The organism is Dactylosporangium siamense, assembly GCF_016862795.1.
GTDB classification, from domain to species: Bacteria; Actinomycetota; Actinomycetes; order Mycobacteriales; family Micromonosporaceae; genus Dactylosporangium; species Dactylosporangium siamense.
Genome location: NZ_BONQ01000142.1, coordinates 1 through 18,187 on the forward strand (window position 1 = coordinate 1; position 18,187 = coordinate 18,187).

17 protein-coding genes, 1 pseudogene and 1 riboswitch are annotated in these 18,187 nt (G+C 72.4%); of the genes and pseudogenes, 4 read left to right on the forward strand and 14 right to left on the reverse strand.

Features of this window, described 5'->3' with window-relative positions; genetic code table 11:
• Positions 1-96 precede the first annotated feature (96 nt).
• The gene (locus tag Dsi01nite_RS44530) at positions 97-480 is read right to left on the reverse strand and encodes an SCO2097 family morphological protein (RefSeq protein WP_203852504.1); all 384 of its coding nucleotides are present in this window, start codon (positions 478-480) and stop codon (positions 97-99) included.
• A gap of 151 nt (positions 481-631) precedes the next feature.
• Positions 632-1,945: a DNA polymerase IV gene (locus tag Dsi01nite_RS44535; protein WP_239136640.1), complete on the reverse strand. Its 1,314-nt coding sequence runs from the start codon at positions 1,943-1,945 to the stop codon at positions 632-634.
• Positions 1,946-2,042: 97 nt separating this feature from the next.
• Here Dsi01nite_RS44535 and Dsi01nite_RS44540 point away from each other — a divergent pair, with 97 nt between their 5' ends.
• Complete coding sequence (locus Dsi01nite_RS44540) at positions 2,043-2,468, forward strand: hypothetical protein (protein WP_203852505.1); 426 nt, start codon at positions 2,043-2,045, stop codon at positions 2,466-2,468.
• 141 nt (positions 2,469-2,609) lie between these two features.
• Here Dsi01nite_RS44540 and Dsi01nite_RS44545 read toward each other — a convergent pair whose 3' ends face one another.
• From Dsi01nite_RS44545 to thiE, 9 genes and pseudogenes are all read right to left on the reverse strand, one after another.
• Entirely contained in the window at positions 2,610-3,758 is a 1,149-nt protein-coding gene (locus tag Dsi01nite_RS44545) for an alkaline phosphatase family protein (RefSeq protein ID WP_203852506.1), read from the reverse strand.
• Complete coding sequence (locus Dsi01nite_RS44550) at positions 3,758-4,483, reverse strand: class I SAM-dependent methyltransferase (RefSeq protein ID WP_203852507.1); 726 nt, start codon at positions 4,481-4,483, stop codon at positions 3,758-3,760. The genes Dsi01nite_RS44545 and Dsi01nite_RS44550 overlap by 1 nt, the downstream gene beginning before the upstream one ends.
• 21 nt (positions 4,484-4,504) lie before the next feature.
• Positions 4,505-6,031, reverse strand: a complete 1,527-nt coding sequence (gene thiC / locus Dsi01nite_RS44555; RefSeq protein WP_203852508.1) for a phosphomethylpyrimidine synthase ThiC — start codon at positions 6,029-6,031, stop codon at positions 4,505-4,507.
• Between the two features lie 87 nt (positions 6,032-6,118).
• Positions 6,119-6,913 (reverse strand): bifunctional hydroxymethylpyrimidine kinase/phosphomethylpyrimidine kinase, encoded by a 795-nt coding sequence (gene thiD, locus Dsi01nite_RS44560; RefSeq protein ID WP_203852509.1) that lies wholly within the window; start codon positions 6,911-6,913, stop codon positions 6,119-6,121.
• Positions 6,910-7,425 carry a thiamine phosphate synthase gene (locus Dsi01nite_RS44565; protein ID WP_203852510.1) on the reverse strand — a complete coding sequence of 172 codons (516 nt, stop codon included), beginning with the start codon at positions 7,423-7,425 and terminating at the stop codon, positions 6,910-6,912. Before Dsi01nite_RS44565 ends, thiD begins: the two co-directional genes overlap by 4 nt.
• Positions 7,419-8,186 (reverse strand): thiazole synthase, encoded by a 768-nt coding sequence (locus Dsi01nite_RS44570; protein ID WP_203852519.1) that lies wholly within the window; start codon positions 8,184-8,186, stop codon positions 7,419-7,421. Before Dsi01nite_RS44570 ends, Dsi01nite_RS44565 begins: the two co-directional genes overlap by 7 nt.
• Before the next feature lie 85 nt (positions 8,187-8,271).
• Positions 8,272-8,478, reverse strand: coding sequence for a sulfur carrier protein ThiS (thiS, locus tag Dsi01nite_RS44575; RefSeq protein WP_203852520.1), 207 nt, complete (start codon positions 8,476-8,478; stop codon positions 8,272-8,274).
• Positions 8,477-8,587: riboswitch (TPP riboswitch) on the reverse strand. (Overlaps the previous gene by 2 nt.)
• A gap of 25 nt (positions 8,588-8,612) precedes the next feature.
• Positions 8,613-9,650 carry a glycine oxidase ThiO gene (gene thiO / locus Dsi01nite_RS44580; RefSeq protein WP_203852511.1) on the reverse strand — a complete coding sequence of 346 codons (1,038 nt, stop codon included), beginning with the start codon at positions 9,648-9,650 and terminating at the stop codon, positions 8,613-8,615.
• A gap of 254 nt (positions 9,651-9,904) precedes the next feature.
• A pseudogene (gene thiE / locus Dsi01nite_RS44585) lies at positions 9,905-10,516 on the reverse strand (thiamine phosphate synthase); the annotation flags it as partial.
• Positions 10,517-10,534: 18 nt separating this feature from the next.
• On the opposite strand from thiE, the gene Dsi01nite_RS44590 reads away from it, so the two are divergent.
• Complete coding sequence (locus Dsi01nite_RS44590) at positions 10,535-11,509, forward strand: aldo/keto reductase (protein ID WP_203852513.1); 975 nt, start codon at positions 10,535-10,537, stop codon at positions 11,507-11,509.
• 48 nt (positions 11,510-11,557) lie between these two features.
• Here the strand turns inward: Dsi01nite_RS44590 and Dsi01nite_RS44595 are convergent, their stop codons facing one another.
• Positions 11,558-11,989, reverse strand: coding sequence for a hypothetical protein (locus tag Dsi01nite_RS44595; RefSeq protein ID WP_203852514.1), 432 nt, complete (start codon positions 11,987-11,989; stop codon positions 11,558-11,560).
• A gap of 287 nt (positions 11,990-12,276) precedes the next feature.
• On the opposite strand from Dsi01nite_RS44595, the gene Dsi01nite_RS44600 reads away from it, so the two are divergent.
• Positions 12,277-12,642 carry a hypothetical protein gene (locus Dsi01nite_RS44600; protein WP_203852515.1) on the forward strand — a complete coding sequence of 122 codons (366 nt, stop codon included), beginning with the start codon at positions 12,277-12,279 and terminating at the stop codon, positions 12,640-12,642.
• Positions 12,635-13,021 carry a hypothetical protein gene (locus Dsi01nite_RS44605; RefSeq protein ID WP_203852516.1) on the forward strand — a complete coding sequence of 129 codons (387 nt, stop codon included), beginning with the start codon at positions 12,635-12,637 and terminating at the stop codon, positions 13,019-13,021. The genes Dsi01nite_RS44600 and Dsi01nite_RS44605 overlap by 8 nt, the downstream gene beginning before the upstream one ends.
• Positions 13,022-13,130: 109 nt before the next feature.
• Here the strand turns inward: Dsi01nite_RS44605 and Dsi01nite_RS44610 are convergent, their stop codons facing one another.
• Entirely contained in the window at positions 13,131-16,433 is a 3,303-nt protein-coding gene (locus tag Dsi01nite_RS44610; protein WP_203852517.1) for an error-prone DNA polymerase, read from the reverse strand.
• Positions 16,433-17,959, reverse strand: coding sequence for a DNA polymerase Y family protein (locus tag Dsi01nite_RS44615; protein ID WP_239136642.1), 1,527 nt, complete (start codon positions 17,957-17,959; stop codon positions 16,433-16,435). The genes Dsi01nite_RS44610 and Dsi01nite_RS44615 overlap by 1 nt, the downstream gene beginning before the upstream one ends.
• Between the last annotated feature and the right edge of the window lie 228 nt (positions 17,960-18,187).

The window sequence follows — 18,187 nt, forward strand, 5'->3', positions numbered from 1 at the left end:
CAGGGTGGTGGATGGGCTGTGGTGGGTGAAGTGTGTCAGGGCAGACGGGTGAGCGCGTCGACGAAAGCGTCGACGCGCCCCCACAGGCCCGGTTGGTCAGGCGTCGCCCTCAGGGCGGCGGCGCCAGCGTTCTTCCAGGCGGTCGACCAGTCCGGCTCTGCGCTGCCGGGTGCGGCGGGTGGCGGTGCCGCCGACGGCGTGCAGGTCGGTGCTCTGTCCCCGGCGGTATGCCTGGACGCCGAAGAACAGGGCGCCCAGCATGACGACGAAACCGCCGACGCCGAGGAGTGGGATTGAGATGGCGACGCCATAGACCAGTAGTGCCATGCCGGCGAGTAGGAGCACCGCGGCGGCGATCATCCGACGCTTGGCATGGAACCGCGGGTCGGTGGCTCGCACCGCCGAGGCAAACTTGGGGTCCTCGGCTAGCGACCGCTCGATCTGCTCGAACAGCCGCTGCTCGTGTTCCGAGAGCGGCACGGCACTCCTCCCCGGTCGCGAAGGTCGACCCTGATGGACCGACAGTCCGGCACAGCCCGTCGGGCTGCGTACTGGCAAGTTTACGAGGGGCTCACCGGGTCGGAAAGCGGGACGATGGTCCGGCCGTGCCGATTTTCCGCCGAGTCGGGCTCTATCTGCCTCCATTGTGTCGTGTCGGCGGTCCTTCTGGGGAGTTGGGGGCCGGTGCGGCGCCGTTTCCGTCCCGACGGAGGCCGTCGCCGCGCAGGAGGCTGGCCGGTGTGACCAGTCCGGTGCCGAAGCGGGCGGCCACCGCGTCGGCGGCGCGTTCGGCGTCGCGCCAGCCGTGGTCGCGCTCACCGAGCGTCATCTGCCGTGGCGCTCCGTCGGCGGAGGTGAGGCCTTCGACGCGGACGCCGATGAGGCGGATGCGCTCGCCGGGGCGGGCGGAGGAGAACAGGGCCCAGGAGATCTCGAAGATTTCGCGGGCGACGTCGGTCGGGACATCAACGGTGCGTGACCGGCTCAGGGTCTGGAAGTCGGCGAGTCTGATCTTGACTGAGACGGTGCGGCCGGCCTGGTCGGCGTGGCGGAGGCGCTGGGCGACCTTGTTGGACAGGGCGAGCATCGTGCGTCGGATGATTGACAGGTCGCTCACGTCGATGTCGAACGTGGTCTCGGCGCCGATCGACTTCTCGACGTGGTCGGGAATCACCCGCCGGGGGTCCCGCGCCCAGGACAGCTCGTGCAGGTGGTGCGCGGCGGCGTCGCCGACGGCGGCGCGGAGCATGCCGAGCGGGGCGGCGGCGAGGTCGCCGACGGTCTTCAGGCCGAGCCGCTGCAGGGTCTCCGCGGTGCGCTCACCGACGCCCCACAGCGCGCTGACGGACAGCGGGTGCAGATACTGCAGGGCGCGCTCGGCCGGGACGACCACCATGCCGTCGGGTTTGGCGCGGGTCGAGCCGAGCTTGGCCATGAACTTGGTCGAGGCGACCCCGACGGAGCAGGTCAGCCGCTGCTCGGTGGCGACGCGGTGGCGGATGAGGGCCGCGATCCGGGCGGGCCGGCCGAGGAGCTTGCGGGCGCCGGCCACGTCGAGGAACGCCTCGTCGAGCGACAGCGGCTCGACCAGCGGGGTCACGTCGCGGAAGATCGCCATGACGGCCCGGGAGGCTTCGGTGTAGGCGGCGAAGTCCGGGGGCAGGAAGATGCCGTGCGGGCAGAGCCGCTGGGCGCGACTGCCGGGCATGGCGCTGTGCACACCGTATTTGCGGGCCTCGTAGCTGGCGGCGGACACGACGCCGCGCGGGCCGGCGCCGCCGACGATGACGGGCTTGCCGCGCAGCTCGGGGCGGCGGCGGATCTCGACGGAGGCGTAGAACGCGTCCATGTCGACGTGCAGCACCGTGCAACCGGTGTCGTCGGCGTCGGGGCCGAACTCCCCCGCGCCCGAACCGTCCCTCGGCACCACCTGACTGCGCCCCACACGCGAACCTTAGCCACACCCCCCGACAAAAAACGGCGACAGAGCCGTACACCTGAACGAATTGACGGCGAAGTTAGGTATGCCTTACCTTCCTGGAATGGGCCTCCTCGCGCTGACCTCGCCGCTGGCGCCGGTCGTCGCGGCCGTCGAGGGCCTGCGGCTGCAGGATCCGGACCTGGTGCGGTGCGTCGTGCCCGGGGTGATGACCGCCGGCGGCGACGGCTGGCGGCCCGGCACCAACCGGTGCGCCCTCGCCGTGCTCCTGGTCGCCGGCTGGACCCGGGCGCGCCGCGTGCCGCTGCCGGCGGACGGCGAGCTGTTCCTCAACCGGGCCGGTCAGCTGGGGATCCGCCGGGCACGGGTGGCGGTGCTGGCGGACGACCCGGTGGCGGGCGCGCCGGGCGTGGTGGTCGCCGCGACCCGGGAGGAGCTGTTCAGCATCGTCCTGGAGCACGCGGTCGACGCCGGCCCGGAACTCCAGGCCACGATGCGCCGGCTGACCCGAGCGAAGGCAGCCGCCTAACCGCCCGAGGCCACCACATGCCGACCGGCACGCACAAAACGCCGAACGCACGAAACGCCGAACGCACGAACGCCGAACCGCCGAACCGCCGAACCGCCCGAGGCCATCACCCGCCGACCGACAGGCGCGCAAGGCGACCGCCTAACTGCGCGCCACCAGCAGCGGAATCTGCATCTCCGCCGCCGTGCTCGACCCGTGATACGCCACCATCTGCGACAGCCGCGGCGGCTCGTGCGCCGACGCCATGATCGCCCACCGGTCGTGGCAGATGACGACCACATCGCCGACGCGGGCCAGGTGCTGCTGCGGGATCGGTCCGAACCAGCCCGCCGCCACCGCCTCCTCCCGGTTGAGCACGGTGGCGCCGGCGCCGAGGACGCCCTGCCAGGTGGCGATGACGTCGGCCCGGGCGCCGGGAATCGTGTGCAGGTAGCGGACCCGTGGCTCGCCGGCCACGACGGCGACCCCGGCCCGCAGGCGGGCGTCCTGGTCGAGGTCGAGGCGCCGGTCGGCGGGGACGTCGATCTGCCCGTGGTCGGCGGTGACGACCAGGCCCGTGTTGGGGGGCAGCCCGTCGACGAGGCGGGTGAGGAGCCGGTCCGCGTTGCCGATGGCGGTGCGCCACTCGCCGGTGCCGATGCCGTGATCATGGCCGGCGCGGTCGACGTCGGGCAGGTATCCGTACACGAGGCGCGACGTGGCAAGGGCGGCCAGCATCGCGGTGGCGACCTCGTCGTAAGCGACCCCGGCGCCGAAGCGGGCGCCCCGGTAGGCGGAGACGGACAAGCCGGTCCGCTCGAACAGCGGGTTGCTGACCACGGTCGGGGCGAGGCCGGCGTTGACCGCCCTGGTGAACGCGGTCGGCAGCGGCTGCCACTGCGCCGGGTCGGGGTAACCGTCCCAGTGCAGGTGGTTGACGAGCTTGTCGGTGCCGGGCTGGTTGAGCACGATGCCGACGATGCCGTGGGCGCCGGGCGGGGCGCCGGTGCCGAGGGTGACGAGGCTGACCGGGGTCGTCGACGGGAAGCCCGCGGTGATCGACCGGGCGGTCCCGAGCCGGCCGCCGAGGAAGTCGGTGAGGGTCGGCGCGTGCGGCGCGGCGACGCCGAGCTGGTGCCAGCCGAGGCCGTCGAGGACGAGCACGGCGACCCGGTCGACGCCGGCCAGGACCGCACCGAGGCCGAGGGCGTCGCGCTCGTAGGGCATCCCCAGGACACTGAGCACGCTGGGCATCACCTCGGCCAGGCTGCCCTGCCCGTATCGCGGCGCGATTTGATCGAGCAGACCCATCAGCCCGTCCGGCGGGCGAGGAGGTGCAGCTGGGTGGCGATGTCCCGATACGGCGACGTCCCCGCGAGGGCCAGCTCGAACGCCTGCAGCGCCTCGGGCTCGCTCTCCGCGACGCTGCCCGGGACGAGGTCGGTGATGATCCGGACGCCGTGGATCTGCTCGACGGCGAGCCCGCAGCCGGACAGCAGCGCCGTGGCGGTGTCGACGTCATACCGGCGGCTGAGCCGGTCGCGGGCGTCGGCGCGGCCGTCGGGGCTGGCGACGAGCAGCGCCGCGGCGGCGAGGTGGCCGCCGATGGCCTTGGCGAGGACGGCGGCGGCGCGGTTGGCGACGACGACGCTGGCGACGCCGCCGGGGCGCAGGGTCGTGGCGAGCGCGGTGACGACCTTGTGCGGGTCGTCGACCACCTCGAGGAGGCTGTGGCAGAGCACCAGGTCGACGCTGCCGGGCTGGACGAGGTCGGCGAGGCCGTCCCCGTCGCCCTGCACGGCGGTGATCCGGTCCGCGACGCCGGCCTCGGCGGCCCGGCGGGTGAGCGCCGCGAGCGCGTCGGGGCTGGGGTCGACGACGGTGACGGCGTGCCCGGCGCGGGCGAGCGGCACGGCGAACCCACCGGTGCCGCCACCGACGTCGAGTGCGGTCAGGGGGTGGTCGGCCCCGGCGATCTCACGACGCAGGACCTGCCAGACCACCGCGGTGCGTGGCGACGCCACTGAGGACTCCACCCCCACGACCTTAGTACCCGCCTACGACACGACCGGGAGGTATACCTGACCGCCGGCCGCGACGAACTCCTGCGACTTGGCCTGCATTTCCAGGGACAGCGACTGGCTGATCTTCATGGAGCAGAACTTGGGGCCGCACATGGAGCAGAAGTGCGCGGTCTTCGCGGCCGACGCCGGCAGCGTCTCGTCGTGATACGACCGTGCGGTGTCCGGGTCCATGGCGAGGTTGAACTGGTCCTCCCACCGGAACTCGAACCGCGCCTTGGACAACGCGTCGTCCCAGGCCTGCGCGCCGGGGTGGCCCTTGGCGAGGTCGGCGGCGTGCGCGGCGATCTTGTACGCGATGACCCCGGCCTTCACGTCGTCGCGGTTCGGCAGCCCGAGGTGCTCCTTCGGGGTCACGTAACAGAGCATGGCGGTGCCGTACATGGCGATCATGGCGGCACCGATGGCGCTGGTGATGTGGTCGTACGCCGGAGCGACGTCCGTGGTGAGCGGCCCGAGCGTGTAGAACGGCGCGTCGTGGCACCACTCCTTCTGCAGGTCCACGTTCTCCTTGATCTTGTGCATCGGCACGTGGCCGGGGCCCTCGATCATCACCTGGACGTCGTGCTCCCAGGCGATCTTCGTGAGTTCGCCGAGGGTACGCAGCTCCGCCAGCTGCGCCTCGTCGTTGGCGTCGGCGATGGAGCCCGGACGCAGCCCGTCGCCGAGGGAGAAGGCAATGTCGTACCGAGCAAAAATCTCGCACAACTCGGCAAAATGCGTATAAAGGAAATTTTCGGAGTGGCGCGCGAGGCACCACGCGGCCATGATCGAGCCGCCGCGGGAGACGATGCCGGTGACCCGCCCGACGGTCATCGGCACGTACCGCAGCAGCACCCCCGCGTGCACGGTCATGTAGTCGACGCCCTGCTCGGCCTGCTCGATGATGGTGTCGCGGTACGCCTCCCAGGTCAGTTTGAGCGGATCGCCGCCGACCTTCTCCAGGGCCTGGTAGAGCGGCACGGTCCCGATCGGCACCGGCGAGTTGCGCACGATCGCCTCCCGCGTGGCGTGGATGTGCTTGCCGGTGGACAGGTCCATGACCGTGTCGGCGCCCCACTTCGTGGCCCAGGTGAGCTTCGCGACCTCCTCCTCGATCCCGGAGGACACCGCGGACGTGCCGATGTTGGCGTTGATCTTCACGAGGAAGCGGCTGCCGATGACCATCGGCTCGCTCTCGGGATGGTTGACGTTGTTGGGCAGGATGGCCCGTCCCGCGGCGATCTCCTCCAGGACCACCGACGCCGGGACGCCTTCGCGGATCGCGGCGAACTCCATCTCCGGCGTGACGATCCCCTGCCGGGCGTAATACAGCTGCGTCCGCTCGACGCCCCGCTCCGCGATCCACGGCGCGCGCAGGGCGGGCAGGCCGACGGGCGGATCGTTCAGCGGACCGGACGTGTCGTAGAGCCGCACCGGCGGGTTGCCGCCGGACAGCTCGACCTCCGCGAACGGCACCCGGATGTCGTCCCGGGACCCCTGGACGTGGACCTTGCGCTTCATGGCGACCTCTCTTGGGCACGGCGAAGCCGGCACGCCGATGGGCGCACCTGTTCGCGTTCTGGCAGGTGTACGGAGTGAGCCGGCCGGTCAGGTGGGGAACGGCCCCCAGGCAAGGGGGCCGTGCCCGGCGCCGAGCCGCCAGCCGGCCGATGCGGCGAGCGCCGTGTGCACGTAGTCCTTCGCCCCGGCGAGGGCTTCGGCCACGGGCTGGCCGAGGGCGAGCCGGGCCGCGGTCGCCGCCGCGAAGGTGCACCCGGTCCCGTGGTTGTTGGCCGTGTCGATCCACGGCGAGCTGAGCAGTTCGACGGTGCCGCCGGCGTACACGACGTCGACGGCGTCGCGGCTGCCGCGCAGGTGACCGCCCTTGACCACGACACAGGCCGGCCCGGTCGCGGCGAGGTCCTCGGCCGCCTTGATCGCGTCGTCGACGTCCACGACGTCCCGGCCGAGCAGCACCGACGCCTCCCGCAGGTTGGGCGTGACCACGGCGGCGTGCGGGAACAGCAGGTCCAGGTACGCCCGTTCGGCGTCGCGGGTGAACAGCCGGTCGCCGGAGGAGGCGACGAGGACCGGGTCGACGACGAGCCCGGGCAGCCGCGACGCGTAGCCGGCGACGAGCGCGACCGTCTCCGGGGTGGCGAGCATGCCGGTCTTGACCGCGGCGACGGGCAGGTCGGCGAGGACCGCGTCGAGCTGCGCACCGACGAACCCGGGGTCGACCGCGGAGATCCCCTTGACCCCGGCGGTGTTCTGGGCGGTCAGCGCGGTGATGACGCTGGTGCCGAAGACCCGGTGCGCGGCGAACGTCTTCAGGTCCGCCTGGATCCCCGCGCCCCCGCCGGAGTCGGACCCGGCGATCGTCAACGCAACCGCCGGATTCATACGGTCAACAGCTCCTTGACGAACCTCGCCGGGTCCTCGGCCCGCATGACCGCGCCCATGACGGCGACACCGGAGGCGCCCTGGTCGAGGCAGTCGCGCACCCGTTGCGGCGAGTCGACGCCGCCCAGGGCGTACACCGGGACGGGGACGACCAGCGCCATCCTGGCGAGCGCGGCCAGCCCGAGCGGGGGCCCGTAGCCGGGCTTGGAGCGGGTCGGGTAGATCGGTGACAGGGTCGCGAACCCCACCCCGGCGTCCGCGGCGGCGACGAGGTCGTCGAGGTTGTGGCACTTGCGGAACGCCGTCGCGTCCTCCGCGAGGACGAGCCGGCCCTTGACGCCGTCGAGCATGACCCGCAGCCGGTCGGCGAGGTCCTGGCGCTGCGCCGCCGGGAGGTCCTCCTCCCCGAGGACGACCAGCCGCGCGCCGCCGTCGATCGCGCGGTTGACCACCTCGTCGAGGGGCCGCTGCGCCTGCCGCCGGTCGGTGAAGAGGATGAGCGGCGTCACCATGGCAGTCCTCCGGTCGGGCTCGAGGCGGTCGCGTAGAGGCGGCGCGGGATCCTCCCGGCGGCATGGGCGAGGCGGCCGGCGTCGACGGCGAGCCGCATCGCCTCCGCCATCCGCGCGGGGTGCTCGGCGCGGGTGACCGCGGAGGCGAGCAGGACCCCGTCGCAGCCGAGCTCCATGGCGAGCGCGGCGTCGGAGGCGGTGCCGATCCCGGCGTCGAGGATGACGGGCACGGTCACCTTCTGCCGGATGAGCGCGATGTTGTGCGGGTTGCGGATGCCCAGCCCGGAGCCGATCGGGGCGCCGAGCGGCATGACCGCGGCGCAGCCCGCGTCGGCGAGGCGCTGGGCGATGATCGGGTCGTCGGTGGTGTACGGCAGCACCGTGAACCCGTCCTCGACGAGCCGCTCCGCGGCGGTCACGAGCTCGACGGCATCGGGCAGCAGCGTCTCCTCGTCGCCGATGACCTCCAGCTTGACCCACGCCGTGTCGAACGCCTCGCGGGCCAGGTGGGCGAGCCTCACCGCCTCGGTCGCCGTGTAACAGCCGGCGGTGTTGGGCAGGACCCGCACGCCGCACCGTTCGACGACGTCGAGCAGCGAGGGCGCACCCGGGTCGAGCCGGCGCAGCGCGACGGTGACGAGCCCGGTGCCGCTGGCCCGGATCGCGGCCTCGAGCGCGGCGTGGCTGGTGGCGCCGCCGGTGCCGAGGATGAGCCGCGACGGCAGCTGCTCGCCGGCGATGGTCAGCTGGTCAGTTTCCAGCTCCCCGGGCTGGCGCCCGCGGTTCCGTGGGGGGTTCCCACCCCACACCCCCCATGCGTCGCTGCGCGCCGCACTCGTGCCGGTTTCAGCCACCCTGGACCGCCGTGAGCACGTCGATGGTGTCGCCGTCGGCGGGCCTGGTCTCGGCCCAGCTCGCCTTCGGCACCACGGCGCCGTTGAGCGCCACGGCGACGCCGCGGGGTTCGGCGATCCCGGCAAGGTCACGGACCACGTCGGCGATGGTGGCGGCGTCGTCCACGTCGGCGGTGACGGCGTTGACCACGAGCTGCATGCGGCTCACTCCTGACTCCCTGCGCCGGCATGATCCGGATCAGGTTCGACGGTCGGGGGCTGACAGCCCCCCTCTCAGCCCGGTCACACCGGACTCCCGTGGGGTACGCGCTGAGGGTAACCCCGCCGCGGCCGTCAGGTAAAGCGAACCGCCGCAAACGGGGCGATGTCAACGTCCGTCGATCCCTTGGTGACCAGGTCCGCGACGACGTGCGCGGTGACCGGCGCGAGGAGCACGCCGTTGCGGTGGTGACCGCCGGCGACGTACACGAGATCGCGCAGGTGTCCGATGACCGGCGCGTTGTCGGGGGTGCCGGGCCGCAGGCCCGCGAGGGTCTCGGCGAGCGCCAGCTCCGCGACGCCGGGAAGCAGGTCCGCGGCCGGTCGCAGCAGGTCGAGCACCCCACCGGCGGTCACCGTCAGGTCCGCGCCGCGCTCCTCCTCGGTCGCCCCGACGACCAGTTCCCCGTCGGCGCGCGGCACCAGGTACACGTGCCGGCCGTGCGCGACCCCCCGCACCACGTGCGTGAGCAGCGGCTCCGGCCCCCGCAGCCGCAGCAGCTGACCCTTCACGGGCCGCACCGGCAGCCCGGTGGACCCGGCGAGCCCGGTGCCGTTGGCGACGACGATCACATCGTCCCGCAGGGTGGACAGGTCGGCCACGTCGCGCCGCTCGTGCCGGACCGGCAGGCTCCGCAGCGCGGCGAGCAGCAGCCGCGGATCCACCTGATGGTCGCCGCCGGCCCTGGCCCCGCCGCGGACCCTGGGGCTGAGCAGCGGCTCGAGCTCCCGCAACTGCCGGCCGCCGAGCGGTTCGATCGGCGTGCCGGCCCGCCGGTAGTAGTCGACGAGCCGCCGCACGTCGGTGAGGTCGTCGTCGGTGAGCGCGACGAGGAGCGTGCCGTCCGTGCGGTAGCCGAGGGGCATCCCGGTCGCGGCGCCCAGCTCGGCGGCGAACCCCGGCCAGCGCCGCATCGACTCCAGCATCAGCTCCTGCAGCGCCTCCTCGCCGAAGTTCGCCTCGGCGGTCGGTGCCAGCATGCCGGCCGCGACGAGACCGGCCCCGCGCGCCGGGTCGGCGTCGTACACGGTGACCTCGTGGCCGCCGCGCCGCAGCAGCTCCCACGCGACGCTGAGCCCGATGACCCCGCCCCCGACGATCCCGACCTTCACGCCCGCCCGCCCTCAGCCGTCGCCGCTCCGCCTTCCCCGGATAAATCCAGGCGCAAGCGCCCGGATTTATCCGACATTTCGTATATGTCGCGTGCAGAAGGAGCGCCGTGGGAAACGTCGTGAGCGGAGGGAGCGTCGTGGGGAACGTCGTGAGCGGAGGGAGCGCCGTGGGGAACGTCGTGAGCGGAAGGAGCGCCGTGAGGGACACCGTGAGCGGACGAAGCACCGTGAGCGGACGAAGCACCGTGAGCGGCGAGCACGGCAGCGAACCGCGCCCCCGTGGCCGCCGGATCCGGGGCACCGCTCATCGCGCCGACCACCGCGACCGCATGCGCCCCCAACGAGAACAACACGGCCGCCCGCTCCGGCGTGACACCCCCGATCGCGATCACCGGCACGTCCACCGCCTCGACGACGGCCCGGATCCCCTCCGGCCCGATGGCGGCCGGCAGGCCGGTCTTGGTCGTCGTCGCGTACGCCGGACCGACACCGAGATACGTGGCACCGTCGGCGACCGCCCGGCGGGCCGTTTCGGGGTTGCGGGCGGTCGCGCCGAGGATCGCGTGCGGGCCCAGGACCCGGCGGGCCGCGGCCACCGGCAGGTCGTCGGCGCCGACGTGCGCGCCGTGCGCCCCGGCGGCGAGCGCGACGTGCAGCCGGTCGTTGACCAGGCAGACCGCCCCCGCGGCGCGGCAGAGGGCGAGGACGCGGACCGTCAGGTCGTACGCCTCCCGATCCGTGACCGCGTCCTCCGGACGGACCTGCACGACGCCGAACCCGGCCGCCAGGGCGTGCCCGACGACGCCAAGGACGTCACGGCCGGGGCGGGTGTCGGTGATGAGATGGAGTCGTCCGAGCGTCAGCACCGCGATAGCTTTTCAGACATGAAGCAGGTGCGACTTGGCCGGACCGGGTTGAAGGTCTCCGAGATCTGTCTCGGCATGATGAGCTACGGCGATCCCGCGTGGCGTGACTGGGTGCTCGACGAGGAGGCCGCGGACCCGTTCGTGCGGCGGGCCGTCGAGGCCGGGATCACGTTCTTCGACACGGCCGACGTGTACTCCCTCGGCGCCAGCGAGACCGTGACGGGGCGGCTCCTGGCGAAGTACTTCACCAGCCGCGACGACTACGTGCTGGCGACCAAGGTGTTCAGCGTCATGAGCGACAAACCCAACGACGCGGGCCTGTCCCGCAAGCACGTCCTGGCCGGCATCGACAACTCGCTGCGGCGGCTCGGCGTCGACCACGTCGACCTGTACCAGATCCACCGCTTCGACCCGGACACCCCGGTCGAGGAGACCATGGAGGCGTTGCACGACGTCGTGCGCGCCGGCAAGGCCCGCTACATCGGCGCGTCGAGCATGTACGCGTGGCAGTTCGCGAAGATGCAGCACACGGCCAGGGCCCATGGCTGGACCGAGTTCGTGTCGATGCAGAACCACTACAACCTGGTCTACCGCGAGGAGGAGCGGGAGATGCTGCCGCTCTGCGCCGACCAGGGCATCGGCGTCATCCCGTGGAGCCCCCTCGCCCGGGGCCTGCTCGCCGGCAACCGGGGCCGCGGCAACGAGCGGCGCACGACGCGGTCCGCCAACGACGCCTTCTCCAACATGTACACCGATGACGACTTCGCCGTCGTGGACGTCAACGCCGAGGTCGCCGCCGAGCGCGGGGTCGCCTCGGCGCAGGTGGCGCTCGCCTGGCTGCTGTCGCGCCCGGTGGTCACCGCCCCGATCGTCGGCGCGACGAAGCTGTCGCACCTGGACGACGCGATCGCCGCGACCGAGCTGACCCTCGACGAGAAGGAGATCGAGCGGCTCGAGGCGCCGTACGTGCCGCACCCGGTGCTGGGTCACTGACACGCATCAGGGCCGGCCCGAAAGGGCCGGCCCTGATGATCGGAACGCTTAGTTGGAGGCGACACCGAGGGCGGAGCTGCCACCGTCCGTGTGCAGCTCGGTGCCCGAGGCGAACGCGCTGTCGAAGCGGGCCTGCAGGGCGTCGAGCTGGTCGTACTCCGACGCGTGCGACGACTCCGAGCCCTCAGCCGCGAACACGTGGTCAGCGTTGGCCTCGTTGTGGTCGTACGAGGTGAAGTCCGACTCCTCGTAGTGCGCGCCCGACGGGTTGCTGTACTCCACGTGGTGGCCCTGGTCGAACGACGTCGACTCAGCCGACGCGCTGTCCTGCTCGTACACGCCGAAGTTCGAGTCGTAGTCGTTCTCCGCAGCGTGCACCTGGTGCAGCTGGTCCAGCGACTCGTGCTCCTGGCCCGCCTCGACATGGCCGTAGTCGACGCCGCCGTCGTGACCGCTGTCGCCGCTGTCCCACTCGCTCATTACATCCCCCAGCTCATGTGTGTCGTTGCTCTGTTGCCGTGAACGTTAGGCAATCCCGGAAAGCATTGAATCCCCGAAACGTGCCACCGCCCAGCGCAGTGCCAGGTAGGCGACAGTCCCGAACCGGGCCGGCGCCGGCGGCCGTGTCACCGGGCAGCCGGGGACGCCGTTCCAACCCGATGTTCCCGGTGTCATCAACCCCTCACCAGGCCGGTACCCAGCCCGGAACATAGAGCAGGACGGGCCCGGGGCAGGCGCTCCGGGCCCGTCGCATTACGCTGTCGGCCGTGATCGGGGTCCTGGCAGTCGCCATCTACGTGCTGTCGCTCGCCCTCGCGGCCTGGGCGTTCGTGGAGTTCTTCCGGCACCGCGAGCCGACCCGCCCCCTGTTCCAGGGGCTCGGCGCCGTCGGGGTGCTGGTGCTGGTGCAGGTCGTCGCGCTCGCCGTCGGGCTGGCCCGCGGGAACGGTCCCGAAGCGGGCGGCGAGATCGTCACGCTCATCGGGTACATGCTGACGGCGCTGCTGCTGCCGCCGGCCGGGGCCGTCCTGGCCCGGATGGAACCGACCCGCTGGGGTTCCCTGCTCATCGGCAGCGCCGCCGTCATCGTGCCGGTGCTCATCCTGCGACTGGGACAGATCTGGAATGGCTGAACGTGTCAACCGCGGCCCGGGCCGCGTCCTGGTCGCGATCTACGGCGTGTTCGCGCTCGCCGCGACCGCCCGTGCGAGCGTGCAGATCGCCACGAAGTTCGGCGACGCGCCCCTGGCATACACGCTGTCGGCGCTCGCCGCGGCCGTCTACCTCGTCGCGACCGTCGCCCTGGCCCGCAACCACCGCCGGATCGCCCTCGCCGCCTGCGGGTTCGAACTGCTCGGCGTGCTCACCGTCGGCACCCTCAGCATCGTGGACGGCGAGGCGTTCCCGGACGCCACCGTCTGGTCGGACTACGGGCAGGGCTACGGCTACGTCCCCCTCGTCCTGCCGGTCGTCGGCCTGTGGTGGCTGCTCCGCGGCCGCCGCGCTCCGTGAACGGCGGCCGCCGCGCTCCGTGAACAGCGGCCGCCGCGCTCCGTGAACACGGCCGGCGGGACAGTCACCGGCGCTGCGGGGCGCACCGGGCTGAGCTTGTGAAACAGCCTCAGCGGAAGTCGCGGGACGCCGAGCGGATCGGCAGGCTCAGCACCGCGAGATGGTCGGCGCGCAGGTTGAGCACGCCCTCGACCTTCTCCAGGATCCCGCGCACCACCATCGCGCTCGCGGTCCGGGCGACCTTGCGGTGCCGCTGCCACAGCCCGGGCGTGCAGGTGACGTTGAGCATGCCGGTCTCGTCCTCCAGGTTGATGAACGTGACCCCGCCCGCGGTCGCCGGTCGCTGCCGGTGCGTGACGATCCCGCCGACGGAGACCCGGCGGCCGTGCTCGACCGTGTGCAGCCGCTCCACGGACACCGCGCCGATGCGGTCCAGGTACTCCCGGGCGAACTGCGCCGGGTGCGCGTCCGGGGCCAGGCCGGTCGCCCACACGTCGGCGACCATGCGTTCCACGGCGTCCATCCCCGGCAGCATCGGCGCCTCCAGGCCGCCGGTCGTGCCGGGCAGCCGGCCCGCCGTCTCCCGGGACGCCGCGCCCGCCGCCCACAGCGCCTCCCGCCGGCTGAGCCCGAGCCCGGCGAACGCGTCCGCGGTGGCAAGGGCCTCCAGGTGGGTGGTGCTCAGCCCGGCCCGGCGGGCCAGGTCACTCATGGACGTGTAGGTCCCCCGTCCTTCGGCGATCCGTTCGGCGACGTCGGTACCGATGGAGCGCACCGACGACAGTCCCAGCCGCACGACCGGCCCGCCCCGCCCCCACCCCGACGGACCTTGCTGTGCGGGCTCGTCGCACGGGTCCTCCAGGGTGGCCGCGGCGGCGCTCAGGTTGACGTCGGGGCGGCGGACGGTGACGCCGTGCCGGCGGGCGTCGTCGACGAGGGACTGCGGCGAGTAGAACCCCATCGGTTGCGCGTTGAGCAGCGCCGCGCAGAACGCCGCCGGGTGGTACCGCTTGAGCCAGGCGCTGGCGTAGACGAGATACGCGAAGCTCATCGCGTGGCTCTCCGGGAAGCCGTAGTTGGCGAACGCGGCGAGCTTGTCGAACAGCTCATCGGCCAGCGCACCGGTGATCCCCCTCGCCGCCATCCCCTCGTACAGCCGCCGCCGGATGCGACCCATGCGCTCCATGGACCGTTTCGACCCCATGGCGCGCCGCAGCTCGTCGGACTCGGCGGGGCTGAAACCGGCCACGTCGATGGCCATCTGCATCAGCTGCTCCTGGAACAGCGGCACCCCCTTCGTCTTCTCCAGGGACTTCTCCAGCAGCGGATGCGGATACGTGACCTTCTCGAGTCCGTTCTTGCGGCGGATGTACGGGTGCACCGAACCGCCCTGGATCGGGCCGGGCCGGATCAGCGCCACCTCGACGACCAGGTCGTAGAACTCGCGGGGTTTCAGCCGGGGCAGGGTCGCCATCTGGGCGCGGCTCTCCACCTGGAACACCCCGACCGAGTCGGCCCGGCACAGCATGTCGTAGACCTCGGGGTCGTCCAGGGGCATCGTGGAGATGTCGAGCTCGCCGCCGATCATCTCGAACGCGTACCGCAGCGCCGACAGCATCCCGAGCCCGAGCAGGTCGAACTTGACGAGGCCGACGGACGCGCAGTCGTCCTTGTCCCACTGCAGGACGGTCCGGTCGGCCATCCGCGCGTGCTCGACGGGGCAGACCTCGATCACCGGCCGGTCGCAGATGACCATGCCGCCGGAGTGGATGCCGAGGTGCCGGGGAAACGTCAGCAGCGCGTTGGCGTGCTCGACGACCTGCCGGGGGATGTCGTCGTGGTCGGTGTCGCTCAGCGCCGCGTACCGCTCGACCTGTTTGCTCCACGCGTCCTGCTGCCCCGGCGAGTGCCCGAACGCCTTCGCCATGTCCCGCACGGCGGACTTCGGCCGGTACGAGATGACGTTGGCGACCTGTGCGGTGTACCGCCGGCCGTACTTGGCGTACACGTGCTGGATGACCTTCTCGCGCTGGTCGGACTCGATGTCGATGTCGATGTCCGGTGGCCCGTCGCGCTCCGGGGACAGGAACCGCTCGAACAGCAGCCCCCACTTGACGGCGTCGACGTTGGTGATGCCGAGCGCGAAGCAGACCGCCGAGTTCGCCGCGGAGCCCCGCCCCTGGCAGTAGATGTTGTTCTCCCTGCAGAACGTGACGATGTCGTAGACGACGAGGAAGTACCCGGGGAAGTTCAGCTCCTCGATGAGCGCCAGCTCGTGCTCCAGCTGCGCGTGCGCCTTCGGGTTGTCGTGGTACCGGTCCGCGGCCTTCGTCATCGTCAGGTGCCGCAGCCAGTCCATCTCCGACATGCCGGGCTCCGGCACGGCGTAGTCCGGCAGCTTGGGCGCGACGAGCTGCAGGTCGAACGCGAGCTCCGCACCGAACCGCGCGGCGTTCGCGACGGCGCCGGGCCAGGCCGCGAACCGGGCCGCCATCTCCGCGCCGGAGCGCAGGTGGGCGGTGCCGGCGGCGGGCAGCCAGCCGTCGATGTCGTCGAGGCTGCGCCGGGCCCGGACGGCGGCGATCGCGGTCGCCAGCCTCCTGCGGCCCGGGGTCGCGTAGTGCACGTTGTTCGTCGCGACCATTGGCAGGTTCTTTTTTCGGGCGAGTTCCTCGAGGGCGTCGTTGCGCTCGTCGTCGTACGGCCCGCCGTGCGACGTCAGTTCCACCGCGATGTTTGCCGCGCCGAACAGGTGGACCAGCCGGTCCAGCTCCTGTTTTGCCTGCTCGGGGCCGTGCTCCAGCAGCGCCGCCGGGACGTGACCCTTGCGGCAGCCGGTGAGGATCAGCGCGTGGTCCCTGAGGGTCGCCGCGACCTCCTCCAGGTCGTACACCGGCCGGCCCTTCTCACCGCCACGGAAGTGGGCGTCGCTGATCGTGCGGGACAGCCGGGCGTACCCCTCCGGACCCCGCGCCAGCACGAGTAGGTGCCGGCCGTGCGGGTCGGGTTCGCCGTTCTGCGGGCCGGGCAGCCCCAGCGACAGCTCCGCGCCGAACACGGTCCGGATGTCGAGCTCCCTGGCGGCCTCGGCGAAACGGACCACACCGTAGAAGCCGTCGTGGTCGGTGATCGCGACCGCTTCCAGGCCGAGCCGGGCCGCGGTCTCGGCGAGCTCCTCGGGGTGGCTGGCCCCGTCGAGGAAGCTGAAGTTGGTATGGCAGTGCAGCTCGGCGTACGGCACCGCGTCGGTCGGCCGCTCCACCTCTGGCGCGACGTATTCGGCACGCTTGCGGGTCCACGCCGGGGAGTCGCCGCCGTCGCCGTCGTCCGCGGACAGGGGGTCTTTGACGAACTGTCCGCTCAGCTTCCGCTCGAACTCCCGCCAGGGGATGTCGGGGTTGGAGAATCCCATCAGTCGTACAACGCTTCCACGTGCCAGCCACCGTCCTCGATCACGGCCAGGATCGCCCGCTCATCGGCGAGCTGGAGCTGGAACCGGGCCCGGCGGCGGGCCCCTTCCTCGTCCCACCAGCGCTCGTCGACCGGCCACGGCCCGGCCCAGGCGACGATGTCCACGGGTTCTTTGTCCTGTATTTTTATGTTTTTCGGTGCCCCGCTGAGCTCCAGCCGCCCGCTGACCCGCACCACCTGCCCGTCCTTGTCGGTGACCTCGGCGGGCAGCGGCCGCGGATACACGGTCGCCGGCGACGGCGCCGGCAACCGTCCCGGCCACGGCGCCTCGGTGCCCTGCGCGACCCGTTCGTCGCCGAACGCGACCAGGCGGATCCGGCTGCTGTCGGCCCGCCCGCCGTCAAGGACCGCGGTGAGGACCGCGTCCGGCCCGAGCAGCCCCTGCACCCGGGTCAGGGCCCGGTGCGCGCGGTCGCGCTCGTCGCCGGCCTCCCCCCACAGCCCCGGCTGGAGCCCGAGGTGCTCGACGACCCCCTCGGGGACGAGCCGCAGCCTGACGATGCTGTGGTTTCCTCCGGCGTTTCGTTGCAGCCAGCCGTCGAGCTGCCACCGGAGCCGGTCGGCGATCGCGGCGACGCTCAGCAGCCCGTCGTGCCGCCAGGTCCGCAGCAGCTCCTGCCCGGTGACGGTGGTCGCCTCGATCCCCAGCCGGGTGCAGGCGAGCCCGTTGTCCTGGAGCCGCTCGTGCAGCCGCTCCGCGAGGGCCCTGGCCGCGAACGCGGCCGCGTCGACCCGCTCGACCGGCTCGTCGAACGTCTCGGTCACGTCCAGGTCCACCGGCGGCCGCCGCGGCGCGAGGGGCCGCTCGTCCCGCCCACCGGCCAGCCGGTGCGCGAGCGCCGCGTCGAACCCGAACCGCGCCAGGACGTCCGGTCCCGGCAGCGCCGCGAACTCCTTGAGCGTGTGAATCCCGAGCCGCCGCAGCAGATCGGCGAGCGCGGGCCGCCCGAGCGCGGTGATGCTGAGGTCCGCGAGAAACGCCGCGGTCTCCCCCGGCGGCACCAGCACCCCGGCCCGCGCGGCGAGCCCCGCCGCGAACGTGCCCTCGGCGATCCCGACCTGCGCCTCCACGTCACACCGCTGCGCGATCTGCTCGACGATCCGCTCGGCCGCCGCCGCCTCACCCCCGTAGTACCGCGCCGGCCCCCGCGCCGCGAGCGCGCACGCCCCCGGCCGCAGCGTCTCCACCCCCGGCGCCAGCTCCTCGACCGCCACGAGCACCGGCTCGAACGCCCGCATGTCCCGTCCCGGGTCATGGTCGAGCACGATCAGGTGCGGGCACCGCCCCTGCGCCTCCCGTTTCCGCAGCCCCCGCCGCACCCCTTCGGCCCGCGCCGCCGGCGACGTGGCAAGGACCCGGTTGGCGTGCAGCACCGCCACCGGCTCCCCCGCCGGATACCCGTCGACGATCTCAGCGGCCACCACCGGCCAGTCAGGACACCAGACCACGATCGTCCGCACCGTCACCGCCCCACCCCCGAACCTGTTGCGGCTTCTGCTTCCCGACCCCGACACGGCGTTGTGGGCGATGCATCCGCAACCACCGGCTGACTTCGACCACCGCGAGACCCGCCCTCCCCACACCCACCGTGATCAGCAGGCCGTCTCCATGGGCGCCGGCCGTCAGGGACTTCGGCGGCCAGGGGTCGGGGCTCGAACGGTTGCGGCATCAACCGACCCTCCGCAGCACGGCGG